The sequence below is a fragment of the Amycolatopsis sp. cmx-4-61 genome (assembly GCF_046548775.1).
Taxonomy (GTDB): domain Bacteria; phylum Actinomycetota; class Actinomycetes; order Mycobacteriales; family Pseudonocardiaceae; genus Amycolatopsis.
Map to the genome: position 1 here is coordinate 669,824 of NZ_JAEBEI010000002.1, position 23,807 is coordinate 693,630.

The 23,807-nt window shown below is 73.3% G+C and carries 11 protein-coding genes; 2 read left to right on the forward strand and 9 right to left on the reverse strand.

The features are described 5' to 3' along the window. Nucleotides 1-55 precede the first annotated feature (55 nt). A complete protein-coding gene (locus ACLJOU_RS11640) occupies nt 56-3,643 on the reverse strand; it encodes a discoidin domain-containing protein (RefSeq protein ID WP_410566355.1) in 3,588 nt (1,195 codons plus the stop codon). 202 nt (nt 3,644-3,845) lie between these two features. Then, nucleotides 3,846-4,286 (reverse strand): winged helix-turn-helix transcriptional regulator, encoded by a 441-nt coding sequence (locus ACLJOU_RS11645; RefSeq protein WP_410566358.1) that lies wholly within the window; start codon nt 4,284-4,286, stop codon nt 3,846-3,848. Nucleotides 4,287-4,417: 131 nt separating this feature from the next. Here ACLJOU_RS11645 and ACLJOU_RS11650 point away from each other — a divergent pair, with 131 nt between their 5' ends. Further along, nucleotides 4,418-5,614 (forward strand): thiolase family protein, encoded by a 1,197-nt coding sequence (locus ACLJOU_RS11650; protein WP_410566360.1) that lies wholly within the window; start codon nt 4,418-4,420, stop codon nt 5,612-5,614. 306 nt (nt 5,615-5,920) lie between these two features. On the opposite strand, the gene ligD is transcribed toward ACLJOU_RS11650, so the two are convergent. Next, nucleotides 5,921-6,865: a non-homologous end-joining DNA ligase gene (gene ligD / locus ACLJOU_RS11655; protein WP_410566363.1), complete on the reverse strand. Its 945-nt coding sequence runs from the start codon at nt 6,863-6,865 to the stop codon at nt 5,921-5,923. A 40-nt stretch (nt 6,866-6,905) separates the two neighbouring features. Between ligD and ACLJOU_RS11660 the strand changes: the two genes are divergently transcribed. Further along, on the forward strand, nt 6,906-7,742 hold the full coding sequence (locus tag ACLJOU_RS11660; protein WP_410566366.1) for a PHP domain-containing protein: 837 nt from the start codon (nt 6,906-6,908) through the stop codon (nt 7,740-7,742). Between the two features lie 20 nt (nt 7,743-7,762). Here ACLJOU_RS11660 and ACLJOU_RS11665 read toward each other — a convergent pair whose 3' ends face one another. From ACLJOU_RS11665 to ACLJOU_RS11690, 6 genes are all read right to left on the reverse strand, one after another. Continuing rightward, a complete protein-coding gene (locus ACLJOU_RS11665) occupies nt 7,763-9,793 on the reverse strand; it encodes a DHA2 family efflux MFS transporter permease subunit (RefSeq protein WP_410566369.1) in 2,031 nt (676 codons plus the stop codon). 89 nt (nt 9,794-9,882) lie between these two features. Beyond that, a complete protein-coding gene (locus ACLJOU_RS11670; protein WP_410566372.1) occupies nt 9,883-11,049 on the reverse strand; it encodes a glycosyltransferase in 1,167 nt (388 codons plus the stop codon). Further along, nucleotides 11,049-11,855 (reverse strand): alpha/beta fold hydrolase, encoded by an 807-nt coding sequence (locus tag ACLJOU_RS11675; protein ID WP_410566375.1) that lies wholly within the window; start codon nt 11,853-11,855, stop codon nt 11,049-11,051. The genes ACLJOU_RS11670 and ACLJOU_RS11675 overlap by 1 nt, the downstream gene beginning before the upstream one ends. Next, complete coding sequence (locus tag ACLJOU_RS11680) at nt 11,852-12,157, reverse strand: acyl carrier protein (protein WP_410566378.1); 306 nt, start codon at nt 12,155-12,157, stop codon at nt 11,852-11,854. The genes ACLJOU_RS11675 and ACLJOU_RS11680 overlap by 4 nt, the downstream gene beginning before the upstream one ends. Further along, complete coding sequence (locus ACLJOU_RS11685) at nt 12,154-16,458, reverse strand: beta-ketoacyl synthase N-terminal-like domain-containing protein (RefSeq protein ID WP_410566709.1); 4,305 nt, start codon at nt 16,456-16,458, stop codon at nt 12,154-12,156. Before ACLJOU_RS11685 ends, ACLJOU_RS11680 begins: the two co-directional genes overlap by 4 nt. A gap of 26 nt (nt 16,459-16,484) precedes the next feature. Then, complete coding sequence (locus tag ACLJOU_RS11690; protein ID WP_410566381.1) at nt 16,485-23,429, reverse strand: SDR family NAD(P)-dependent oxidoreductase; 6,945 nt, start codon at nt 23,427-23,429, stop codon at nt 16,485-16,487. Nucleotides 23,430-23,807 lie beyond the last annotated feature (378 nt).

Genomic DNA, 23,807 nt, shown 5'->3' on the forward strand with positions numbered 1-23,807 from the left:
TGGCACGGCGCGGGCCCGCCGGGAACGGTTTCCCGGCGGGCCCGCGCGGCCTTTCTCAGTTGCGGTTGATGGTGAACGTGGTGGTGCGGTTGCGGATGTCCTCGGCGTTGTCGGCCAGGGTGAGGCCGGTGAAGGTCGCCGAGCCGACGGCCGGGCCCTGGTTCGGTTCCGGCAGTTCGTTGGCCCAGATCCCGATCCCGGACTTGGCGTCGAAGGCGTCCCCGCTGCGGTGGGCGCCGGTGATCGACACGTTCGTCAGCACGGTGTCCTCGACCGGGTGCTCCGGCGTGGTGCCGTCGTACTTGGTCTGGAACATGATGCCGCTGTAGGTCGGGCTCTGGATGTCCACATCGGACACCCGGATGCCGCGGAACTCCTTCGAGGCGGAGAACAGCCAGATCGCCGGGAAGGTCTGCTGACCCCAGAAGTGGCCGCCGTCCCGGACCAGGGAGGCGTTCTGGACCGTCGTCGGCTGCGGCCCGAACCCGAGGAACGGATAGCCGAAGTCGAGCGAGCTGATGGTGATCGCCGCGTAGGTCAGCGTGTCCGCGATGTAGAGGTTGCGGAAGGTGTTGTTGTACCCGCCGTAGACCGCGAGCCCGGCCGCGCGCCACGGGGTGAGCGCGGTGAGGTTCTCGAACACGTTGTCGTACTGGTTGCCCTGGTTGATGTCCGTGGCGGCGAACAGCGCGAAGCTGTCGTCACCGGTGGACCGGGCCTCGTTGTTCGTGACGTGGTTGCCGGTGCTCCCGTTCGTCAGGTTGACGCCGTCGGCGAAGGTGTCGCGGATCCGGGAGTTCTTGATCGTGGTGTTGTCCACGTTCGTGCCCCACACCATGACGACCTGGTGCTCGACCCAGATGTTGTCGATCGTCAGGTTGGCCACGTTGGTCAGGTTGAACACCTTGCCCGGGCCGTCGATGCGGGAGGTGTAGTTGCCGAACACGGCGAACCCGCTGAACGTCGAGCCGTTGGCGCTCGATTGGACGTCGATGCCGATGTCGGTGTTCTCCTGGCCCGAAGGCGCGGTGAACTTCGTGAACCACGGCCCGGCGCCGGTGACCGTGACGGCCTTGCCGTAGACGTTCAGCTTGCTCGACAGCGAGTAGGTCCCGGCCGGCAGGTAGACCCCGGTGAGGGTGGTGTCCTGCCGGACCTTGTCGAGCGCGTTCTGCACGTCCTGCTGGGTGAAGCCGGCGGGTACCGCGAAGTGCGCCGGGTCGGGGTTGGCGACGGCGGTGGCCTGCTCGAAGCTGACGAAGTCGACCGCGTAGTTCGTGCTGTTCGCCGCGTCCTTCTGCAGCCTGATCCTGTGCCCGGCGGGCACGGTGGTGCCGAGCAGCGTGCTCGCTTCGTCGTAGATGTGCCGCGGGCCCGCGCCCGGCGAGTTGCCCGGGCCGGTTTCGGCGCCGTAGAGCCAAGCGTAGTGCGACGTCAGGTCGATGGCCTTCAGGAAGCTGCCGTCGACGTAGACGTTCAGCGTCGCGTCGATCCCGCCACCGCCGGCGGAGTCCGGGATGGAGAACCGGGTGACGAGCGTGTTGGTCGACGCGCGGGTGGTGAACTCCACCGACGAGCCGGTCGAGTTCAGCGTCACGGCCTTGCGGCCCGACGCCTCGCCCGCGAGGTCGCCGATCGTGCGGTTCGGGCCGACCACGGCCGCGCCGCCCGCGAGGACGCCGTCTTCGGCCTCGTACATGTCGTAGGGCATGTTGGCGCCCCGGCCGACGAACAACGCCTGCGTGCTCGTGTTGTTGCCCTGCTTGACCGGCAGCTCGTTGGCGTCGTTCGCGACGACCGTCTTGACCGTGTACCGGCCGTTGGCCGCGGTCCAGGTGCCGACGGTCACCGGCGGGGCGGTCGCACCGGCCGCGATGGCGCCGGTGTAGCTGCCGGTCAGCGTCTTGACGACCGTCCCGTTCTGGTCGGTGATGGTCACCGTGACGCCGTGAGTGCCGCCCGCACTGGCGACGGTGCCCTGGTTGCGCAGGGTCGTGGTGAAGGTGACCGGGTTGCCCGCGGCCGGGTTGCCCGGCGACCACGCTGTGGCCGCGACGAGGTCGGAGCTTTGCACCGGGCTGACGACCAGGGCCGTCGAGCCGGTGAAGGAGTTGTTGGCCTCGTTCTGCTCGAGGACGGCGTTCGCCTCGTCGACCTTCGCGGTCAGCTGGTAGCTGCCCGCGTCGCGGGTGCCGATGTTCGCCGACACCGTCGCCGACGCGCCCGCCGCGAGTGCGCCGACGTTCGCGGTGCCGACCTTGGTCGTGCCCAGGTAGAAGTTCACGTTCGTGGCGCCCGAGGCCGCCGTTCCGGCGTTGCGGACGGTCGCCGACGTCGTGATCGCGTCGGTTTCCACCGGGCTCTGCGGCGACCACGACACGCCCGAGATGGTCAGGTCCGGGTTGGGGGCGGGCACGCCGAAGACCTGGAACTCCGCGGCCTGCCCGCCGCCGGCCCCCGAGTTCGCGGTGATCCGCAGGCGGACGTCGGCGGCGCGGCCGCCGAGCGGGATGGTCACGGTGTTGCCGGTCGCGGGGCTGAAGCTGTAGGTCTGCGCGGCGGCCAGGGTGGTGAAGGCGGCCGAGCTCTGCTCCCGGCCTTCGACGGCGATCGTCTGGGTCCGCGGGCCCCACGCCGGGTCGGGGTTGAGCTTGACGACGACCCGGTCGAGGTCGGCGTTCGCGCCGAGGGCGACGGTCAGCAGGTTCGGGTACGTTCCGCCGCCGCCTTCCCAGTACGTGGCCAGGGAGTCGTCGTTGGCGTTGGCCGCCGCGTACGTCCACTCCGTCGAGGAGGCGGTGATCGCCTTGCCCAGCGCCAGGTTGGCGCCGGCCTGGGTACCGGTCCGGGTCACGGTGCCGCTGTTCGCCGACTGGTTGCCCGCGGCGTCCTTGGCCCGGACGTAGTAGGAAACCGTGGCGGTGTCGGGCTGGGAGTCGGTGTAGGTCAGGACGTTCCCGGCGACGCTGCCCCGCAGCTGGTTGTTCGCGTAGACGTCGTAGCCGGTGACGCCGGTGTTGTCGGTGGACGCCGACCAGGTGAGCCGGATCTGGCCGGCGGCGGGCTGGGTGTAGGCGAGGTTGCCGGGCGCGGACGGCGGCTGGGTGTCCCCGCCGGCCGGCCCGTGCACCTCGAACTCCGACAGCTGCGCGGCGGGCCAGCCGGTGTTCGCGGTGACGTTCAGCCGGACGTACCGGGGCTTGCCGGAGACGTCCACGGTCACCGTGTTGGCTTTGGCCGGGTCGAACACGTACCCGGCCGAGGGCTTCAGGTCGGTGAAGGTGGTTCCGTCGGTGCTGCCCTGGACGCCGAGGGTCTCGGTGCGGGTGCCCCAGTTCGCGGCCGGGAGCTTGAGGACGAGCTGGGCGACGTCGGTCGGCGCGCCGAGGTCGGCCTGGACCCACTGCGGGAACTGGTTGCTCGCGCTTTCCCAGTAGGTGTCCTGGTTGCCGTCGCCGACGTTCGAGACGGGATAGCCGGCGAGCTGGCTGCCGGCGGTGTAGGTCGCGGAGGCCGCCTGCGCGGCGGCGCGGACGGCCGGCGCGGTGGCCGGGGCGGCGCTCGCCGGTGCGGCGGGAGTGGCCAGGAGCAAGGACAAGGCGGCGAAGGCAGCCGCGGGTGACAACACACGCTTCGTTCTCATGCGGTTCCTCTGGTCCGGGGGGGGAGGGAGACGACTCGGAGCGAAACCGGGATCTTCCTGACAGCTGCTTCGATTTCTCGCCTCGCTGTCAGCTTCTTGCGTTGATTCGTTCAAGGCTTACAGTGACGCGCGTCTCAAGTCAACGTCCGCGCAGCAAAAAGGCCTCCTCGCCGGGAAGGCGAGGAGGCCGGGGTGACGGCGGTCAGGCGTGCACGGCGCCGAGCCGGATCGCGTGGGTGCCGGGGGCGTTCACCGGCTTGCCGCAGTGCGCGCAGACGGTGGCCGGCTCCAGCACTTCGCCGCAGGCGTGGCGCCACAGGGTCGGCGGTTCGCCCTGGTGGACGTACTTGTCACCCCACGCCATCAGGGCGAGCAGGACCGGCTGCAGGGCGCGGCCGGCTTCGGTCGGGTGGTACTCGTGGCGCGGCGGGTGGGCCTCGTACTGCACCTTCTCGAGGACGCCCGCGTCGACGAGCTTGCGCAGCCGCGCGGCCAGGATGTCCCGGCTCGCCCCGGTGTTCTCGGCGATCTGGTTGAACCGCCGCTCCCCCAGCATGATCTCGCGCAGCGCGAGCAGGCTCCACCGCTCGCCGACGACCTCCAGTGCTTCGGCGACCGAGCACTCGCGACCACGCCGGACCATGCCACCTCCACGGGATTGAATTTCCAACCTAGCACGTCAAGGTGCTGTGACATGCCGAACAGCCGAGTTGTGGATTCCAACTCACCCGGCGTATACCGAGAGGATCCCCGATCTGCGAGGAGGCAGACGCCATGACGGACGCGGTGATCGTCGACGCGGTACGGACCCCGATCGGCAAGGGCAAGCCGAACGGTTCACTGGCCGGGGTGCACCCGGTCGACCTGCACGCCCACGCCCTGCGGTCGCTCATCGAGCGCACGGGCCTGGACCCGGCCCGGATCGACGACGTCATCAGCGGCGCGGTCGGCCAGATCGGCGAGCAGAGCATGAACACCGCGCGCTGGGCCGCGCTCGCGGCCGGGCTGCCGGAGTCGGTGCCCGCGGTGACCGTCGACCGCCAGTGCGGGAGCAGCCAGCAGGCGATCCACTTCGCGGCGCAGGGCGTCATCGCCGGTGCGTACGACGTCGTGCTCGCGTCCGGCGTCGAGTCGATGAGCCGGGTACCGATGGGCAGCCAGGTGGCCGGGCGCGACCCGTTCGGCCCGCAGATCGCCGCGCGCTACCCCGACGGCCTGGTACCGCAGGGCATCAGCGCGGAGCTGATCGCGGCGAAGTGGGGCTTCAGCCGGGCGCAGCTGGACGAGTTCTCCGCGCAGAGCCACCAGCGGGCGGCGAAGGCGTGGGCGGACGGGAAGTTCGCCGCCGAAGTGGCGCCGCTGAAGGCGCCGGGACCGGACGGCACCCTGCGCGAGGTGACGACCGACGAGACCGTCCGGCCCGGCACCACACCGGAGATCCTCGCCGGGCTGAAGCCCGCGTTCCGCGCGGAGGTCTGGCAACAGCGGTTCCCGCACCTGGCCTGGCACATCACGGCGGGCAACTCGTCCCCGATCAACGACGGCGCGGCCGCGCTCCTGATCACCAGCAGCGAGACGGCGGCGACCCTGGGCCTGAAGCCGCGAGCCCGCATCCACAGCTTCGCCGTAGCCGGCGACGACCCCCTGCTGATGCTGACGGGCATCATCCCGGCGACCCGCAAGGTCCTGGCCCGAGCGGGCCTGGAGGTGTCGGACATCGATGCGTTCGAGGTCAACGAGGCATTCGCCAGCGTGGTACTGGCCTGGCAGCAGGAGCTCGGCGCAGACCCGGCCAAGGTCAACATCAACGGAGGCGCAATAGCACTGGGCCACCCCCTGGGCGGCAGCGGCGCCCGCCTGGCAACAACCCTGCTGTCGGTATTGGAGCAAACGGGCGGCCGCTACGGCCTGCAGACAATGTGCGAGGCAGGCGGCCTGGCAAACGCGACGATCATCGAGCGCCTGGACTGACAACACGGCCGCAACCGGCCACGGCCAACATAAGGCGCGGTAAGCGGCCAACGCGGCGCAAGACCACAGCCCACCAACCAACGACCAAGGCGGCGCACGGCTTGACCCCACGGGGAACCCAGGCCCCCCGCAACCCCGATCCGAAGCCAGAACACGGCCGGCGACCCCTTGTCAAGGCACGCTTTCCCGCCTTGACAAGGGGTCGCCGGCCGTAGTCACAATCAGGCTTCGGGGTTGCGGCCCACCATCCCCGGTGTCAGACAACCACTCCGGGTGGCAATCACTTCAGGGTGGCAGACAACCACATCACTCGGGCTCAGGCGGTTCCTCGACCCCATCCCGATCCGCCCACTCCAACAACGGCTCAATCGAAAAAACCGCATCATCGATCCCGGCATGCAGATCCCCCACCTCGGCGAACCGCGCCGGAACGGTGGCGATCGTGAAATCCCCCGGCTCGGCGTCATCGATCTCCTCCCACCGAACCGGCGCCGACACCGTCCCCTCCGGATTCCCCCGCACCGAGTAGGCACTGGCGATCGTGTGATCGCGCGCGTTCTGGTTGTAATCGACGAAGAGCAGCCGCGGGTCACGGTCCTTCCGCCACCAGGTGGTGGTGACGTCATCCGGAGCCCGCCGTTCGACCTCGTGCGCAAAGGCCAACGCGGCCCGGCGCACGTCGGAGAAGCCCCACCGCGGTTCGATCCGGACGTAGATGTGCAGGCCGCGGCCCCCGGAGGTCTTCGGCCACCCGACCGCACCGAGTTCGTCGAGGATTTCGTGGGCGACGTGCGCCACCCGCCGGACCCGGTCGTAGCCGCAGTCGGGCATCGGGTCGAGGTCGATGCGCCACTCGTCGGGCTTTTCGGTGTCGGCGCGGCGGGAGTTCCACGGGTGGAACTCCACTGTGGACATCTGCACGGCCCAGGCGACGTGCGCGAGCTCGGTGACGCACAGCTCGTCGGCGTGCCGGTTGTAGCGCGGGAACGTCACCCGGACGGTTTCCAGCCACGGCGGTGCGCCGTTCGGCACGCGCTTCTGGTGCACCTTCTCCCCCGCCACACCGGACGGGAAGCGGTGCAGCATGCAGGGGCGTTCGCGCAGGGCGTTGACGATGCCGTCGCCCACCGAGAGGTAGTAGTTGACCAAATCGAGCTTCGTCTCGCCGCGGGCCGGGAAGTAGACCCGGTCCGGATTGGAGATCCGCACGGTGTGCGGGCCGACTTCGAGCTCCACCGCCTTGTCCGCCATGGGACAGACGCTAGTCCAAAATCGCCGCTACCGTGGGTTGGTGCGCCTGCCGACGGACGGTCACGTCCACACCGAATGGTCCTGGGACACGGTCACCGGGTCGATGGCCGGCTCCTGCGCGCGGGCGATCGAGCTGGGCCTGCCGTCGGTGGCCTTCACCGAGCACGCGGACCTGACGCCGTGGCTGATGCCGGAGCCGGTCCGGCCGCTGCTGCCGGACCACTTCCGGGTGCGGCTGCGCCCGGACGGCGTCCTGGAGCCGCCGGAGCTGGACGTCGCCGGGTACCTGGCGTGCGTGGAGGAGTGCCGCGCGCGGTTCCCCGGCCTGCGGATCCTTTCGGGCGTCGAGCTGAGCGAGCCGCACTGGCACCGGCCGCGCGCCGACGCGCTGCTGGCGGCCCACGACTTCGACCGGGTGCTCGGTTCGGTGCACTCGCTCCCGGACGGCGAGCACCACCACGAACTGACGGTGGTCACGGACCGGCCGCCGGGCGAGCTGCTGCGGGCGTACCTCGGCGAGGTGCTCGGGCTGGTGGAGTCGACGGCGGACTTCGCCGTGCTCGCCCACATCGACTACGCGCTGCGCTCGTGGCCGGCCGAGGGCCCTCCGTTCGTGGCGGCGGATTTCGAGGAGGAGTTCCGGACGGTGCTGCGGGCGCTGACGGCGAGCGGCCGCGCCCTGGAGGTCAACACGAAGGTCCCGCTGCCGGGCGAGGTGGTGCGCTGGTGGTTCGAGGTGGGCGGCGAGGCGGTGGCGTTCGGCAGCGACGCCCACGAGCCCGGCCTGGTCGGCCACGGCTTCGAGCAGGCGACGGCCCTGGTGGAAGCCTGCGGGTTCCGCCCGGGCAGGACCCCGCACGACTTCTGGCGCCGCTGACCCCGCAAGCGGGCCGGGGGTCAGGCGAGGGCGTGGCGGCCGTGGCCTCGGGACTCCGCGCTCTGGTCCATCAGCCGGGCGGCGACGCGCCCGATCGCCGCGTCCAGCTCGGCGCGGTTGCCCGTGCCCCAGTCGCCGAGGCGCTCGGCCAGCCAGCCGTGCCAGGCCTGGACCGCCTTGCCGAACTCCTCGCGACCCGACGGGGTCAGCTGCCAGCCGTCGCGGGTGTACCGCAGGTGGCCCGTCAGCTCCAGGCGGTTGAACGCCGGCTCCAGTACCGGCGCCGGCACGCCGAAGTGCTCGCCGATCGCCCGCAGCGTCGCCGGGGAACCGCGGCGTTGCCGCAGGTGGACCTGCAGCAGGCACCAGATCCCGCCCTCGTCGAGGTCGCCGCCCGCGCGCTCGACGATCGAGGGCGCCACCTTGCGGCGTTCGCGGAAGAACAGCGTCGCGACCGCGCGCTCGAGTTCGCGGTCGTCCGTGCGGGCCTCCGGCATCGCGAAGCCGTCGCCGAGGTCCGGGGCCGCCGCGCGGGCCGTGTCGCGCAGCGGGACCTCCTTGAGGAAGAACGCCAGCACCAGGGCCACCAGGCCGACCGGCGCCGCGGCGAGGAACACGACGTGCAGGGAGTCGCTGTACGCCTTGATCACCGGGGCCGACACCGACGGCGGCAGGGCGTGCAACGCCGTGGGGACCTGCAGGGCCCGCGGATCGACGCCCGGCGGCACTGGCAACGCGGCCAGTTTCGGGGTCAGCTGGTTGGCGTACACCGTGCCGAAGATCGCCGCGCCGAACGAGCTGCCGATCGAGCGCAGGAACGTCACCCCGGACGTCGCGACCCCGAGGTCGGCGTAGTCGACGGTGTTCTGGACGGCGATGGTCAGCACCTGCATCCCGAGCCCGATGCCGAGCCCCAGCACCGCCATGTACGCCGACGCCTCCCAGAACCCGGTGCCGGGGCCCAGCCGCGACAGCAGGTAGAGGCCGATCGTCATGCCCGCCGCCCCGGCCAGCGGGAAGATCTTGTACCGCCCGGTGCGGCTCACCGCGTTGCCCGCGGCGATCGACGCGACGAGCAGCGCCAGCACCATCGGCAGCAGCCGGACCCCGGACGTCGTCGCGGACGTGCCCTGGACGTACTGCATGTACGTCGGCAGGTAGGACAGCGCGCCGAGCATCGCGAAGCCGACGACGAAGCTCATGATCCCGCCGACGGTGAACACGGGGTTGCGGAACAGCCGCATCGGCAGCATCGGCTCCTTCGCCCGGAGTTCGACGAAGACGAACGCCGCCAGCAGCACCACCGAGCCCGCCGCCATCCCGGTGATCACCGGCGAACCCCAGCCGTACTGCGTGCCGCCCCAGCTCGTGACCAGGGTCAGCCCGGTCGCGGCGAGGCCGATGAGCAGGATGCCGAGGTAGTCGATCACCGGCTTGACCGCGGCGCGGGCGTTCGGCATCGCCGCGGACGCCACCACCAGCACCACGACGACGAGCGGGATGTTGACGTAGAACGTCCACCGCCACGACAGGTGGTCGACGAAGAAGCCGCCGAGCATCGGGCCGGCCACGGTCACCACGCCGAACACCGAACCGAGCACGCCCTGGTACTTCCCGCGTTCGCGCAGCGGGACGACGTCGGCGATGAGCGCGGTCGAGGTGACCATCAGCCCGCCGCCGCCGAGGCCCTGCACCGCGCGCCAGACGATCAGCCAGACCATGCTGCCGGCGAACCCGGCGCAGAACGAGCCGATGCCGAACACGATGACCGACAGCTGGAACATGAGCTTGCGGCCGAACAGGTCGCCGAGCTTGCCGACGACCACGGTCATGATCGTCTCGGCGAGCAGGTAGGACGTCACCACCCAGGACAGGTGCCCGGCGCCGCCGAGGTCGCCGACGATGGTGGGCAGGGCGGTCCCGACGATGGTCTGGTCCAGCGCGGCCAGCAGCATCCCGAGCAGCACGGCCCCGAACACGGCGTTGACCCGGCCGCGGCTCAGCGCGGGCGGCGCCGCGGCGCCCGGGCCGACCTCCGCGGTGGCCGTCATGTCCGCCTCCTCGCTCGGTCTCCCAAGCTAGTGCGGGACGTCCACTGTGGATAGCCACCCGTTCCGGTGGTCCGCGGCGGCAGGCGAACCTAACGCCGCAGGTGCGCCAGGCTTTCCAGTGCCAGCTGTTCCAGGTGCCCGGCCGCCGCCGCGCTGCCGCCCGCCTCGCGGAAGGACGCCGCCACCACTTCGGCCGCGCGGCGGTACGCCGGTTCGGTCAGTACCTCGTCGACCGCGGTCGCGATGCGGGGCGCGTCCGCCCGGCCGAACCGCAGGCGGACGCCCGCCCCCGCCGCGACCACCTGAGCCGCCACGATCGGCTGGTCGTCGCGGATCGGGGCCACCACCAGCGGGAGGCCGTGCCACAGCGCTTCGCAGACGGTGTTGTGGCCCGCGTGGCACAGCACCGCGTCGACCCGGGGCAACAGTGGCAGCTGCGGGAGGTGCGGCCGCACCAGGACGTTCGGCGGGACGTCGCCGAGCACGCCGCCCGGGTCGGCGATCACCGCCCGCGCGGGCCGCCCGGCGAACGCCGCCGCGGTCGCGGCGAGGAAACGCGCGCCTGCCGCGGTGTTCGCCGTGCCGAGGGACACCAGGACCGTCGGCCGCGGCGGCTCGAGCCACTCCCACGGGAAGTCCGGGGCGGACGGCCGCGCGCCGAGAGCCGGCCCGACGAGCCGGACCGACGGCGCCACGGCGGCCGGGCCCAGCAGTTCGCGGGTGGTGAACGCGAGGACGCCGTGCGGGGAAAACCGCGGGTCCGCCGCGCCGCGGCCGCCGGCGAGCCGCCCGCGCAGCCCGTCGAGCAGCGCGGCGACCCACTCCCCGACCTTCGGCATCCCGGCCAGGGGGTCGACGAGCTCGGCCGACGTCGTCGCGGAGGTGACCCACGGCAGGCCCGCGGCCTCGGCGAGCAGGCCACCGGCCAGTGCCTGCTGGTCGGCCACCACGACGTGCGGTGCGAAGGCGTCCAGGGCCGCGGCCACGCCGGGGGCCATCGCGTCGGCCAGCGGGACGAGGAAGTCCTGCCAGAGGAACCGCAGCGCCGCCGGGCCCGTCAGCTCCGCCGGGCGCGCGGGCAGGTCCCCCGCGGCGCAGGAGAACACGAGCGCGTCCGGGCCGGCCAGCCGCCACAGCAGTTCGTCGTGGCCCGCCCAAGCGACCTCGTGGCCGCGCGCGGCGAGCTCGGCCGCCACGCCGACGGCCGGGTTGACGTGCCCGACCAGCGGCGGGACGACGAAGAGGAACCGGGCCACTACCGCACCCGCGCCCGCGTGCGCGCGGTGTCGCGAACCCACCCGGAGATCAGCTCGATGACCTCCGCGGTCCGCTCGACCAGCACCGAGTGCCCCTGGTCGGGCAGCACGACGGTGCGGCACGCCGTCAGGTGCGCTTCGAAGTGCGGCACCTGAGCCGCCAGCCCGGAGTCGCCGCCGAAAATGGCGAACACCGGGCAGCGCACGGCCGACAGGTCCGCCGCGATCGTCGCGCTGCGCGGGATGTCGTCGGCGATCGTGGTGGTCTGCAGGATCCGGTTCGCGGCCTTGGACAGCCGGGCGGTGTGGGCACCGTGGTGGTCCGCGATCCAGCCGATGACCTCGTCGATCGCCAGCCGGGTCTTGGCGTCGGCCAGCCCGTCGGCCATGTGCCGCGTCCACTCCTCGGTCGGCGGTTCGCCCTCGATCACGACCACGCTCGCCACCCGGTCGGGGCGGGCGGCGGCCAGCCCGAAGGCGACCGAGGCGCCGAAGGAGTTGCCGACGACGTGCACCGGCCGGGTGACGTCGCAGGCGTCGAGGACCGCGACGAGGTCGTCGACGAACCGTTCGAGGTGGTAGCCGGACGGCGGCCGCGTCGTCCGGCCGTGCCCGCGCAGGTCGTACATCAGCACGTCGAGCCCGCGCTCGGCGAAGGCCGGGCCGAGCGTGAAGTAGTAGCTGGCCAGGCTGTCGGTGAGCAGGCCGTGGACGCAGACCACGATCGGGGCGTCGCCGTCGAGCGGGGTGTCCGGGGTGAGCCGCTGGACGTGCACGTCCAGCTCGCCGGCGCGGATGCGGCTCACGCCGTCGCCCGCAGGGAGGCGACGATGTACCGGACGAGCTCGCCGACGGTCAGCGCGATGATCTCGTCGAGGTCGCGTTCGGCGATGAAGGTGGCGAAGTTGACGCGGTCGCCGTAGTGCTCGCGCAGCTGCCCGGACAACGCCACCAGGTCGACACTCTCCAGTTCCAGGTCGTCGTGGAACGTCGTGTCCATCGTGATTTCCGCGTCGTCCAGCCCGTACTCCTCGAGCAGCTCCCGCAGCATGTCCCCGAGCTGGGCGAGCACGGTCGCCTCGTTCGCGGCCGTCGTCTCGATGCTCATCCGGCAGTCTCCTTCGTCTCTTCGGTCCAGGCGACGACGTAACGGCGTGGCGGCGCACCGGGCGGGTTCTCGACGTCGGCGCAGCACACGCGGTACTCCCGGTCGGCGACGCGGACGGTCAGTTCTTCCGGGGTCGCCGCGACGACCGCGAAGTCCCGGGGCTCGCCGCGCAGCCCGGTGCCACGCAGCTTCGCCACGGCTTCCTTCGCCGTCCAGAAGCGGGCGAACCACTGCTCCGGGTCGCCGGACAGGTCCGCGAACAGGGCCAGCTCACCCGGCCCGAGCGCGGCCTCCACAGTGGACCGCGAGCGCGGCTCGACCGCTTCGACGTCGATGCCGCACGGGCCGGTTCGGGCGATCGCCACCCCGGCTTCGGCGCGGTGCGCCACGGAGACCGTCAGCGGCGGCAGGTCCCGGCCGTAGGCGCCGGTCGCGAACGGCCGGCCGGCCTCGTCGTTGCCGATGCGCAGCTCGGCGGGGAACATCTCGGCTTCGCCGCGAGCCCAGAGGAACTGGCGGACCGCGTCCTTGGCCGCGATCCGGCCGAGCAGCCACTGGCGCCGCCCGCGCGGCGGGTGGCGTTCGTAGGCGTCGCGCTCGGGCCCGGCGAGGTAGTTGCGCATGATCAGTTCGCGGGTGGCCAGGTCCGGCCACTGCTCGTGCACCAACGCCCAGCCGCCCGGCTGCTCGACCGACAGCGTCGAGCGCTCCGGCGTGCGGTCGGCCTGGCGGATGTGCGCGGTGCTGTCGAACCGGCGGTCGCGCCAGCCGGTGAACTCCGCCCACACCCGGCCGTCGCGGACGAGCTGCATGTCGGCGTCGAGGAACTCCTCCGTCAGCCCGGTGATGCGGACCAGGCACTCCAGCCGCTCCCCCGGCGCCGGGTGCGGGCCGTGGAACCGGATTTCGCGCATGGCGACCGGGAAGACGGTGGTCCGCTCGGGCAGCCGCGACATGATCCAGTAGCCGAGCACCTGGCCGACGTTGTCGAGCAGGGCCCCCGGCGCGGGCGGCGTCGTCAGCACCGCCCGCACGTGGCGTTCGCCGACGGCCGTCAGCTCGGTGACGCCCTGGAACCGCGGGCCGTGGAACATCCAGCGTTCGTCGTACAGCTGCGCCGCGGTCGTCTCGGGCACGTGTTCGGCCGACGCCGGGAACCGCCACGGCGCGGGTGCGCCGCCCGGGTGCTCCGGCGCGAGTTCCACGACGGCCTGCGAGTAGCCGTCGAGGGCCGCGTGCACCCGGTCGGGGCCCTGGGGCCGCACCCGCACCGGCACGGTGACCGCCGGGACGGCGGTGATCCACTGGCTGAGCCGGACGTCGTGCACGGCGACCGCGTGCCGTCCCGGGGCGGCCCGCTCGGCGAACCGCATCAGGTGGTCGATCACCGTGGTGGCCGGGACGACCGGCCAGCGGTCACCCGGGTCGGCCTGGGGTGGCTGCTTGAAGAAGCAGTGGTCGAGCAGGTACGGCATCGTTTCGAGCGACACCGTGAGCGTCGTGTCCAGCTCCACCGGCAGGGGCACTTTCCCGTGAACGTGCCCACCCGAGGCGTCGCTTTCGCGGGGAACCGACGCGTCGGGGCGGCCGGTGAGCACGGTGGACGCCAGATCAGCCGTGTCCGCCAGCAGCGCGGCGAACTCCGCGGCGAGCGGGCCCCGGGCGGCCAGGTCGTCCACAGTGGAGCGGCGGGCGGCGGGCAGCGCGATCCGCGCGCGGACCTGCTCGTCCAGGGAGATCAGGCGGCCGCCGAGGTCGAGCTTGACCGCCTTGGGGGCGGCCGGGCGTTCGCCGGGCAGGCGGGTGAAGTCGACGTCGAGGCCGTCGGCCCAAAGCGCGGTCGCCACCCGGCGCAGCTGCGCGAGCCCCGGGCGCTGGCCCGAGTGCGCGGCGACGACGAGGTGTTCCTCGCCGTGCAGGGTGTCGCCGACCAGCGAGCCGAGCTGCCCGGCGCCCACCTGGACGAAGGCGCGGAACCCGGCCGCGTGCAGCGCCCGCACGAGCGGGCGGAACCGGACCGGTTCCAGCAGGTGGCGCACGAACAGGTCGCGGACTTCGGCTTCGCCCGCGGGGTACTGCGACACCGTGGTCGCCGACCAGAGCGGCAGGACCGGCGGGTGCAGCGTGAAGCGTTCGGCCGCGGCGCGGATCGGGTCCAGGTACGGCTGGAGCATCGGGGTGTGGAAGCCGGACCGGAAGGGCAGCACCTGCGCCACGATCCCGGCGTCCCGGAACCGCTGCACGAGCGCGCCGACCGCGGCTTCCGGCCCGCAGACCATGGCCTGGTTCGGGGAGTTGTCGTGGGACAGGACGACGTCCGCCCGGCCGGCCAGCTCCTCGAGCACCCGCGGCGCGGGCGCGCCGATCGCGGCGAACGCGAGCCCGGGGACGACGAGCGCGTCCGGGTCGAACCCGGCGAGGAAGGCGTCGACCTCCGCTTCGGCGTAGACGCCGGCGACGGCCATCGCCGTCCATTCGCCCAGGCTGTGCCCGGCCACGGCGTCCGGCGTGGCGCCGAGCCGGCCGAGGGCGGCGTGCAGCAGCCTGCCCAGCTCGAACACCGCCGCACCCTGCCGTCCGACGTCCCCGACCTCGACGTCGGCGTGCTGCCAGGGCAGGCCGAAGTGGCGGGCGACGTCGCCGCAGTCGAGGACGAGTTCGGACTCCAGGCCGGGGAAGAGGAAGGCGAGCTTCCCGCCGCCCGGGCCGAGCAGCGGGCGGTCGGCGAACCAGACGTCGTTGCGGCCCCGCCAGGCCCGGCCCCGGGCCAGCACCTTCCGGGCCAGGGCGAGCCGCTTCTCCGTCGGGTCGACGATGCCGAGCCGGACCGGGCCGTCGCCGGTGTCCTGGTGACCGCCCCGGTCGAACGCCGCGCGCAGCGCGTCGACGGTCGGCGCGGCGAGCCGCAGCACACGTTCCGGCTCGCGCACCGCCACCGGCCTCGCGCGGCCCGGCGCCTGTTCCAGCACGACGTGGGCGTTGATCCCGCCGAAGCCGAACGCGTTCACCCCGGCCCGGCGCACCGGCGCGTCCCACGGCTCGGCGGCGTCCAGCGGGCGGAACCGCGTCTCGGCCAGCGCGGGGTGCGGGTCGTCGCAGTGCAGCGTGGGCAGCAGGACGCCGTGGTGCACGGCGAGGGCGGCCTTGACGAGCCCGGCGATCCCGGCCGCGGGCATCGTGTGGCCGATCATCGACTTGACCGAGCCGAGGACGGCGGAGCCCGCGCTGCCGAAGACCTCGGCGAGGGTCGCGAGTTCCGCCGCGTCGCCGGCCGGGGTGGCGGTGCCGTGCGCCTCCAGCAGGCCGATCGAATCCGGCGCGGCCGGGTCGAGGCCCGCCGCCGCCCACGCCTGGCGGACGGCCCGGACCTGGCCGCCGGAGTCGGGACTGGCCAGGCTCGCCGTCCGCCCGTCGGAGGCGACCCCGGTGCCGGTGATCACGGCGTAGACGCGGTCGCCGTCGCGCTGGGCGTCTTCGAGCCGCTTGAGGACGACGACGCCGGTGCCTTCGCCGATCAGCACGCCGTCGGCGCCGCGGTGGAACGGCCGGATCCGCTCGGACGGCGACAGCGCGCCGAGCTGGGTGAACACACTCCAGAAGGTGATGTCGTGGCAGTGGTGGACGCCGCCGGCGAGGACGACGTCGCACCGGCCGGTGGCCAGCTCGCGCACGGCGTGGTCGACGGCGATCAGCGAGGACGCGCACGCGGCGTCCACCGTGTACGCGGGGCCGCGCAGGTCGAGGCGGTTGGCCAGCCGCGAGGCGGCCAGGTTGGGCACCAGCCCGATCGCGGATTCCGGTGCCTCCGGGCCGAGCTGGTCGGTGAACGCCTGGCGGACGGCGTCGAGGCGGTCGGCGGCCAGGTCCGGCAGCAGCTCGCCGAGGGTGCGGACGAGCTGGCTCGCGGTGCGGACGCGCTGGTCGAGGCGGACCAGCCCGGGGGTCAGGTAACCGCCGCGGCCGAGCACGACGCCGACCTTCGCGCGGTCGGCGGGCAGGCGGTCCGGGCCGCCCGCGTCCGCGACGGCCTGCGCCGCGACGCGCAGCGCGATCAGCTGGTCGGGCTCGGTGGCCGGCACGGAATTCGGCATGATCCCGAAGCCGGTGACGTCCACTTCGGCCAGTTCGTCGACGAACCCGCCGCGGCGGCAGTAGACGCGGTCGGCGCGGCGCTGCTCGTCCGGTGCGTAGTGCGCCTGGTCCCACTTGCCGGGCGGCACCTCGGTGATCGCGTCGACGCCGCCGGCCAGGTTGCGCCAGTAGCTCGCCAGGTCGGGGGCGCCGGGCAGCAGCACCGACATCCCGACGATGGCCACCCGCATGTCCGTCACCAGCCCGAGGCCGTGTGGACGACGGCCCCGGTGCCCGGCCGCCCCCAGGCCAGCTCGCGCAGCAGGCCGAGGGTGCCTTCCTCCGGGTCGATGAGGGCGATGCCGCGGCGGGCGTAGTCCCGCATGAGCTCGGGGGTCACCATGCCGTCGTGCTCGCCGGTCGGGGCCCACGGTCCCCAGTGGACGGTCACCGCGCGCCCGGCGGGCCATCGGTGGCCCAATGTTTCCAGTGCGTCGTTGGCGGCGGCGTAGTCGGCTTGGCCGCGGTTGCCCAGCGCCGCGGCGATGCTGCCGAACAGGACCACGAACTTCGGTTCGTCGGGCAGGTCGGCGGTGGCTTCGAGGAGCGTGCGGGCGCCGTCGGCCTTGGTGCTGTACACGCGTTCGAACGACTCCGGCGTCTTCTCGGCGACGAGCTTGTCCTCGATGACGCCGGCCGCGTAGACGATGCCGTCGAGGCGGCCGTGCTCGGCGTGGATCTCCTTGACCGCGCGGTGCACGGCTTCGGCGTCGAGCATGTCGACCGACTGGTAGCGCGCCGGGCTGCCGAGGGCCTCGAGCTTGGCCAGGGTCTGCCGGACCTCGCGTTCGCCGTGGATCCGGCGGACGGCCCGTTCGATCTCGGCCGGGTTCTTCAGTCCGGCGCCGATGAGGGCGGCGCGTAGGTCCTTGGCCGTCTTGGCCTGCGGGTGTTCGTCCTGCTTCGCGGGCACCGGCGTCCGGCCCAGCAGCTCGATCCGGCAGCGGGCGGCCGCGGCGAGGGTGGCGGCGAAGCGGGCGGTGATGCCCTTGGCGCCACCGACGAGCAGGACGACGGAGTCGCGGTCCAGGCCGATCGCGGCGGCTTCGGCCGCCCCGTCGCCGGCCGGGCCCGCACCGCTGCTGCCGAGCGGGCCGAGGTCCTGTTCGGTCATCCGGAACCCGGTCCGGCGCGCACCGTGTCGCACGACGACAGGTTCGCGGTCCACTGTGGACAATTCGGCGACGAAGGCCGCGGCTTGTTCGCCGGGCGATTCGTCGGGGTACAGCTCGACCACGCGGGTGAGCGTGCCGGGGTATTCGCGGGCGAGGCTGCGGTGGAAGCCGCGCAGGCCCTCGCCCGGTCCGGCGGTGAGCAGCCAGGCGGGTCCGGCCGCGAGAGCGGCTTGGTACTGGGGGAAGGCGGCGGGCAGGACGGGTCCGCCGTCCGGAAGGAACAGGACGCCGTCGAACCCGCCGCGGACGCCGCCGGCGATTTCGGCGGTCGCGCCCAGCCCGGTGAGGCGGCTCCGGACGGCCTCGGCCAGCGGGCCTTGCCCGATCAGGAGAAAACTCCGCCCGGCGACCTCCGGAACCCCGCTCGGCGGCAGCTCCACTCCGGCCATGACCAGCCGTTTCGGCGCCACGACGAGCGGCGCGGGTTCGGCCGGTCCCGAGCGCCCCAATGTGGCCTTCGGTGCGTCAGACGCACCCAAGGCGGCCTTCGGTGCGTCAGACGCACCCAAGGCGGCCTTCGGTGCTCCTCCGATGCCCCCACCGCCGCCCTCAACGGAGGCGCTTCGCGCCGCTCTGTCATTCAACGCAACCAAGGCCGCCTTGGGGCGCTCGCCGTCGATCAGTTCCGCGATCGCTGCCGCCGTGCGGGCCTTGGCCAGTTCCTCGACGTCACCGCCGGTGTCGAGGTTCAGGCGGGTCGCCAGTTCCCCGGCGATCTCCGCGCGCTTGATCGAATCCACGCTCAAGTCGGCTTCGAGATCGAGGTCCGGCTCGATCATCTCCACCGGATATCCCGTCCGCTCCCCGATCACCTCCACCACGGTCTCGAGAACCGAGGTGACCTCGGCGGGTTCGTCACCGATCAGCGCGGCGATCGCCGCCGCCGTGCGGGCCTTCGCGAACTCCTCCACGTCACCGCCGGCCAGGCCCAGCCGGGACGCCAGCTCACCGGCGATCTCCGCGCGCTTGATCGAATCCACACTCAAGTCGGCTTCCAGATCGAGATCCGGCTCGATCATCTCCACCGGATAACCCGTCCGCTCCCCGATCACCTCGACCACGGTCTCCAGCACCGAGCGCCCCAAGGCGGCCTTCGGTGCGTCAGACGCAACCAATGTGGCCTTCGGTGCGTCAGACGCACCGAAGGCCACATTGGGGCGCTCGAGGGCCTGGTGTGCAATCGGCGAGGGAGCGTCGGTGCCGAGGAAACCCAGGAGCACGTCCCGCTGGGCGGCGATCATCTCGCGGCTCGTGCGCAGGAAGTCGGCGACCATCGCTTCCGACGTCGCGGCGGGCGCGGGTGCCGGCGCGAGCGCGATGCGTTCCGCCGGGCGGAGGGCGCCGGCCGGGATCGTGCCGTCCGCGGCGCGGATCAGGTGCCCGTCGACCGTCCACCCGGGACGCTTCGGCCGCGGTGCCGCGAACGCGTCGACCGCGTCACGGCCGCGGAACAGCCAGCCCGTCTCGACCGCCACGCCGGACACCGCCAGCTGCGCCAGCGCGCCGAGGAAGCCCAGCAGGCCGCGCCGGCCGGGCTGTTCGAACCCGACCGTCCGGTGCGGCCGGTCGCCGAGGATGGCGGCGACCTGCTTGGCCAGGACGGCTCCGGGGCCGGCTTCGACGAACACCCGCGCCCCGGCCGCGTACATCGCTTCGACCTGCTCCACGAACCGGACCGGCGCGCCCACCTGGGCGGCCAGTTCGCCGCGGATCGCGTCCGGGTCGGCCGGGTAGGGCCCGGCCGTCCGGTTGCCGTACACCGGGACCGCGGGCCGCACGACGCCGATCGCGTCGAGGGCCCGGCCGAGCGCCTCCCCCGCGGGGGCCACCAGCGAGCTGTGGAACGCGCACGCGACCTGGAGCCGCTTCGCGCCGAGCCCGGCGGCCCGCAGGTGGCCGACGGCGGCCTCGACGTCGGCGGTGGGCCCGGAGATCACCGTCTGCTCCGGCGAATTGTGGTTCGCCAGCACGACGGTCCCGAGCCCGGCGTCGGCCAGGACCTTCCCGGTCTCGGCGGCTCCCGCCGAGACGGCGGCCATCGCCCCCGGGTCGTCCGCGGGCACCGCGCCCATGATCGCCTCGGCCCGCGCGTGGCTGGCGTGCAGCAGCCCTTCCGGCGTGAGCGCACCGGCCGCGGCCAGCGCCGTCAGTTCGCCGTAGCTGTGGCCCCCGAGCATGGCGGGCCGCACGCCGGCGCGGCTCAGCAGCCGGAACGCCGCCAGCCCGGTGACACCGAGCGCGGGCTGGGCGACGCGGGTGTCCGTGACGCGCTCGGCCAGCGCCTGCCGCGACGCTTCCCCGAAGACCGCCGGGGCGAAAACGACGTCGGCCGTCGCCGGGTCCAGGCGCAGGTACCGCTGCAGCTCGGGGAAGGTGACGAACAGCTCGGCGAACATGCCGGGCCGCTGGCTGCCCTGGCCGGGGAACAGGACCGCGACCTCACCGGGTCCGGCCGGACCGGCCAGGAACACACCGGGTGCCTCCCGGCCGTCCAGGGCCTGCCGCAGCAACCGGACCAGCTCGTCCACAGTGGACGCGACAACGGCGATGCGGATCCGCCCGCCCGCCGCTTCGGCCCGCCGGGACGCGCCGAGGGCGAGGTCCCGCAGCCGCCACGGTTCCCGGCCCGCCGGGACGTCGGTGGCCAGCTCCAGCAGTGCCTTCGCGGCCGATTCCGTCGTGAACGTGAACAGTTCCGCGGGCCACTCGTCCGCGGTCTGCGCGGGCGGGACGCCGTCGTGCGCGCCGAGCACCACGTGGAAGTTGGTGCCGCCGAAGCCGAACGCGCTGACCCCGGCGAGCCGTTCGGACGGCGGCGCGGTCCACGGCTGCGCGGCCGTCCGGAAGGCGAACGGGCTCGTCGCGGCGTCCCAGGCCGGGTTCGGCGCCGAGAGGTGCAGCGTCGGCGGTTTGACGCCGGTGTGCACGGAGAGGGCGGCCTTGATCAGTCCGGCCAGGCCCGCGGCGCACTTGGTGTGCCCGATCTGCGACTTGACCGAGCCGATCGTGCACGCGCCCGGCGTGGCCCCGGCCTCGGCGAACACCTTCGTCAGCGTGCCGAGCTCGGTCCGGTCGCCGACGACCGTGCCGGTGCCGTGCGCTTCGACCAGTCCGACCCGGGCGGGCGAGACGCCGGCGTTGCGGTAGGCGCGGGTCAGTGCGGTGTGCTGCCCTTCGGGCCGCGGTGCCGTCAGCCCCAGCGCGCGGCCGTCCGAAGCCGCGCCGACGCCCTTGATCACCGCGTAGACCCGGTCGCCGTCGCGCTCGGCGTCGGCGAGGCGCTTCAGGGCGATGCAGGCGACGCCTTCGCCGAGCGCGATGCCGTCGGCCGCGCTGTCGAACGTCGCCGACCGCCCGGTCGGCGAGAGGGCGTGCGCCGAGGCGAACAGGAGGTAGTCGTTGATGCCGTTGTGCAGGTCCGCGCCGCCGCAGAGGACGAGGTCGCTGGTGCCGGCGGTCAGCTCCTTGCAGGCGACGTCGACGGCGGTCAGCGAGGACGCGCAGGCGGCGTCGACGGTGTAGTTCGCGCCGCCCAGGTCGAGCCGGTTCGCGATCCGCCCGGCGATGACGTTCGCGAGGACGCCGGGGAACGAGTCCTCGGTGATCCGCGGCAGCCGTTCGTCCAGTCCGGACGGCAGTTCGCCGACGTAGGACGGCAGCACGGTCCGCAGGGTCATCGCGTTCGACAGGTCGCTGCCCGCCTCGGCGCCGAACACCACCGACGTGCGGGCGCGGTCGAACGCGCGGTCGGCGTACCCCGCGTCGGCCAGCGCGCGGTGGGCGGCTTCCAGGGCCAGCAGCTGCACGGGCTCGATGCTGGCCAGCGACGACGGCGGGATGCCGTACTTCAGCGGGTCGAAGCCGATCTCCGGGAGGAACCCGCCCCAGCGCGACGGCGTCCGCTCCCCCTGCCCCTCGGGGTCGTAGTACAGCGAGGCGTCCCAGCGCTGCGGCGGGACCTCGGTGACCGCGTCGGCGCCGGCCAGGACGTTCGCCCAGAACGCGGCCAGGTCGGGCGCCTGCGGGAACATGCACGCCATGCCGACGATCGCGATCTCCAGCGGCGCGGGCGCGGGCGGTTCGGTCTCGGCGGCGCCGAATTCGGCGGCCCGCGCGCGCAGGAACGCGTTCGCGCCCGCCCCCACCGAGTGGTGCAGGCCGGCGATCGTGGTGACCGCCGAGCGCAGGACGGCGACCTCGCCCGCCATGAACATGCCTTCGGCCAGCTGCCGGTCTTCGCCGACGTCCCGCAGTTCGGCGCCGACGCGCTCGATGCCCTTGCTCGCCAGGCGCAGCCGCCCGACGTTGAGCGTCTCCAGGTGTTCCCAGGCGTCCCGGCTCGGCACGCCGCGCCCGGCGAGGTCCGCCTTGATCGCCGCGTACTCCTCGGTGAACGGGCTGCGCACGCAGCGGGTGGCGTGGCCCGGCGCGGTTTCCAGGAGATCGGTGTGCTCGGCTTCCAGGAGCCGCCGCTGGAAGAGCGGGAGCACCGCGCCCGCGTCGACGGCCTCGCGGGTGAAGAGGTAGGCGGTGCCCATCAGCACGCCGATCGCGGCGCCCCGCGCGGCGACCGGGGCGGCGAGGGCGGCCACCATTGCCGCGGAGCGTTCGTCGTGGATGCCGCCGGCGAACAGCAGCTGCAGGTCCGCGGCCGCGGCCGGGGTGGTCGCGAGGAAGTCGGCGAGCACGCCGAGTTGGGCTTCCCACAACGGGAAGCTGGTGCGCGGGCCGACGTGCCCGCCGCACTCCGAGCCTTCGAAGACGAACTTGCGGGCCCCCGCCTCGAGGAACTGCTTGAGCAGGCCGGGCGAGGGCACGTGGAGGAAGGTGGCGATTCCGGCGTCTTCCAGGGCCGCGGCCTGGGCGGGACGGCCGCCCGCGATGATCGCGTGCGTGGGCCGCAGCTCCCGGATGACCGCCAGCTGCGCGGCTTTGACGTCGTCGGCGGCGAACCCGAGGACCCCGACACCCCAGGGCGCGTCACCGACCGCCGCGCGGGTCCGCTCCAGCACGTCACGGGTCTGTCCGGGGCCGGACAGGGCCAGCGCGATGAACGGCAGCGCGCCGCCGTCGGCGACCGCGGCCGCGAACGCGGGCTGGTCGCTGACCCGGGTCATCGGCCCCTGGGCGATCGGCAAGGCCGTGCCGAGGGCGCGGCTGCCCGCGCTGCCGGGGCCGAGCACCGCGTCCGGCACGCGCAGGGCGGCCCCGACGGCGTCGGCCAGCCCGCGCACCGCGGCGGTCACCGTGCCCCAGCGGTCGCGGAAGCGGGTGGCGAGGAAGACGTCCTGACCGGCTTCGATCGGCTCGGTGCCGCGCCGGGCCAGGACGCGGACGCCGTCGGCGACGGTCGTTTCCGAGCCGTCGAGCCCGGTGAGCGCCGTGGTGAGCGCCGAGGGCAGTTCGGCTTCCGGGAGCAGGGCGAGCTGGGTGTCGACGACGACGCCGGCCGCGCCGCCCGCGACCGCGGCCGCGGCGGTGTGCGGGCCGATGCCGCCCGCCGCCCACACCGGGACGCCGAGGCTGTCGTCGGCGAGAAGGGCCTGGAGCAGCACGAACGTGCTCAGTTCGCCGACCGGGCCGCCGCACTCGTGCCCGCGCGCGATCAGGCCGTGGGCGCCCGCGGCGACCGCCCGGCCGGCCGCGGCGCGGGAGGTCACCTCCGCCAGCACCCGCCGGCCCGGGAAGTCCCGCGGGGTGCACCCGGCGGCCTCGGTCAGCAGCACGGTCGTCACGGCATCGGGCAGGTCGGCCGGCTGCGCCACCCGGACCCCGAACGCCGGGACACCCCATTCGCCCAGCAGCGCGAGCTCCTCCGCGGCCGCGGGACCGCCGGCCGTCAGGTCGAGCACGCCGAGCCCGCCCCCGCGCGCGGCGGCCGCGACCCCGCGCGCGGACGGCCAGCGCAGCGGCGACACGGCGACGACCGGTCCGGCCGGCACGGAGTCGTCTTTCGAGAGGCGCATCGGAACTCCCGCACACGAAAGGGGGAAGGCAACGGGGTGTACTTAAGCGGGTTCCTTCCGCGCCGTCAACAACCCACCGCGATTTCATCGTCCGGGTTCAGAAAATTCGGGAGCGAGCACGCCGACGGTGCAAGAATTTAACGTCACCGTCACGTTCGCCGCTGGACGAGGAACACCATTGGCCGCGCGGCGGGCGCCGGCCGGCCGGTTCCCCGCCGTCGTCCACCGGCGCGCACCGCCGGACGGCGCAAGCCATCCCGCATGGTGGACGCCGGAGCGCTGGCCGATCCGGCCCACGCCGACCGTCGGGTCCGGCGTTTCCCGGCGGCCGCCCGTGCTTATCCCCGCGGTAAAGCAGGCGGCCGGAATCGTTCGCTT

Excerpts from the sequence above, each read along its gene's own strand:
- ACLJOU_RS11645 (WP_410566358.1), bottom strand. The coding sequence starts at position 4,286 with ATGGTCCGGCGTGGTCGCGAGTGCTCGGTCGCCGAAGCACTGGAGGTC.
- ACLJOU_RS11680 (WP_410566378.1), bottom strand. The coding sequence starts at position 12,157 with ATGAGCATCGAGACGACGGCCGCGAACGAGGCGACCGTGCTCGCCCAG.
- ACLJOU_RS11690 (WP_410566381.1), bottom strand. The coding sequence starts at position 23,429 with ATGCGCCTCTCGAAAGACGACTCCGTGCCGGCCGGACCGGTCGTCGCC.
- ACLJOU_RS11665 (WP_410566369.1), bottom strand. The coding sequence starts at position 9,793 with ATGACGGCCACCGCGGAGGTCGGCCCGGGCGCCGCGGCGCCGCCCGCG.
- ACLJOU_RS11640 (WP_410566355.1), bottom strand. The coding sequence starts at position 3,643 with ATGAGAACGAAGCGTGTGTTGTCACCCGCGGCTGCCTTCGCCGCCTTG.
- ligD (WP_410566363.1), bottom strand. The coding sequence starts at position 6,865 with ATGGCGGACAAGGCGGTGGAGCTCGAAGTCGGCCCGCACACCGTGCGG.
- ACLJOU_RS11650 (WP_410566360.1), top strand. The coding sequence starts at position 4,418 with ATGACGGACGCGGTGATCGTCGACGCGGTACGGACCCCGATCGGCAAG.
- ACLJOU_RS11685 (WP_410566709.1), bottom strand. The coding sequence starts at position 16,458 with ATGTCGGTGCTGCTGCCCGGCGCCCCCGACCTGGCGAGCTACTGGCGC.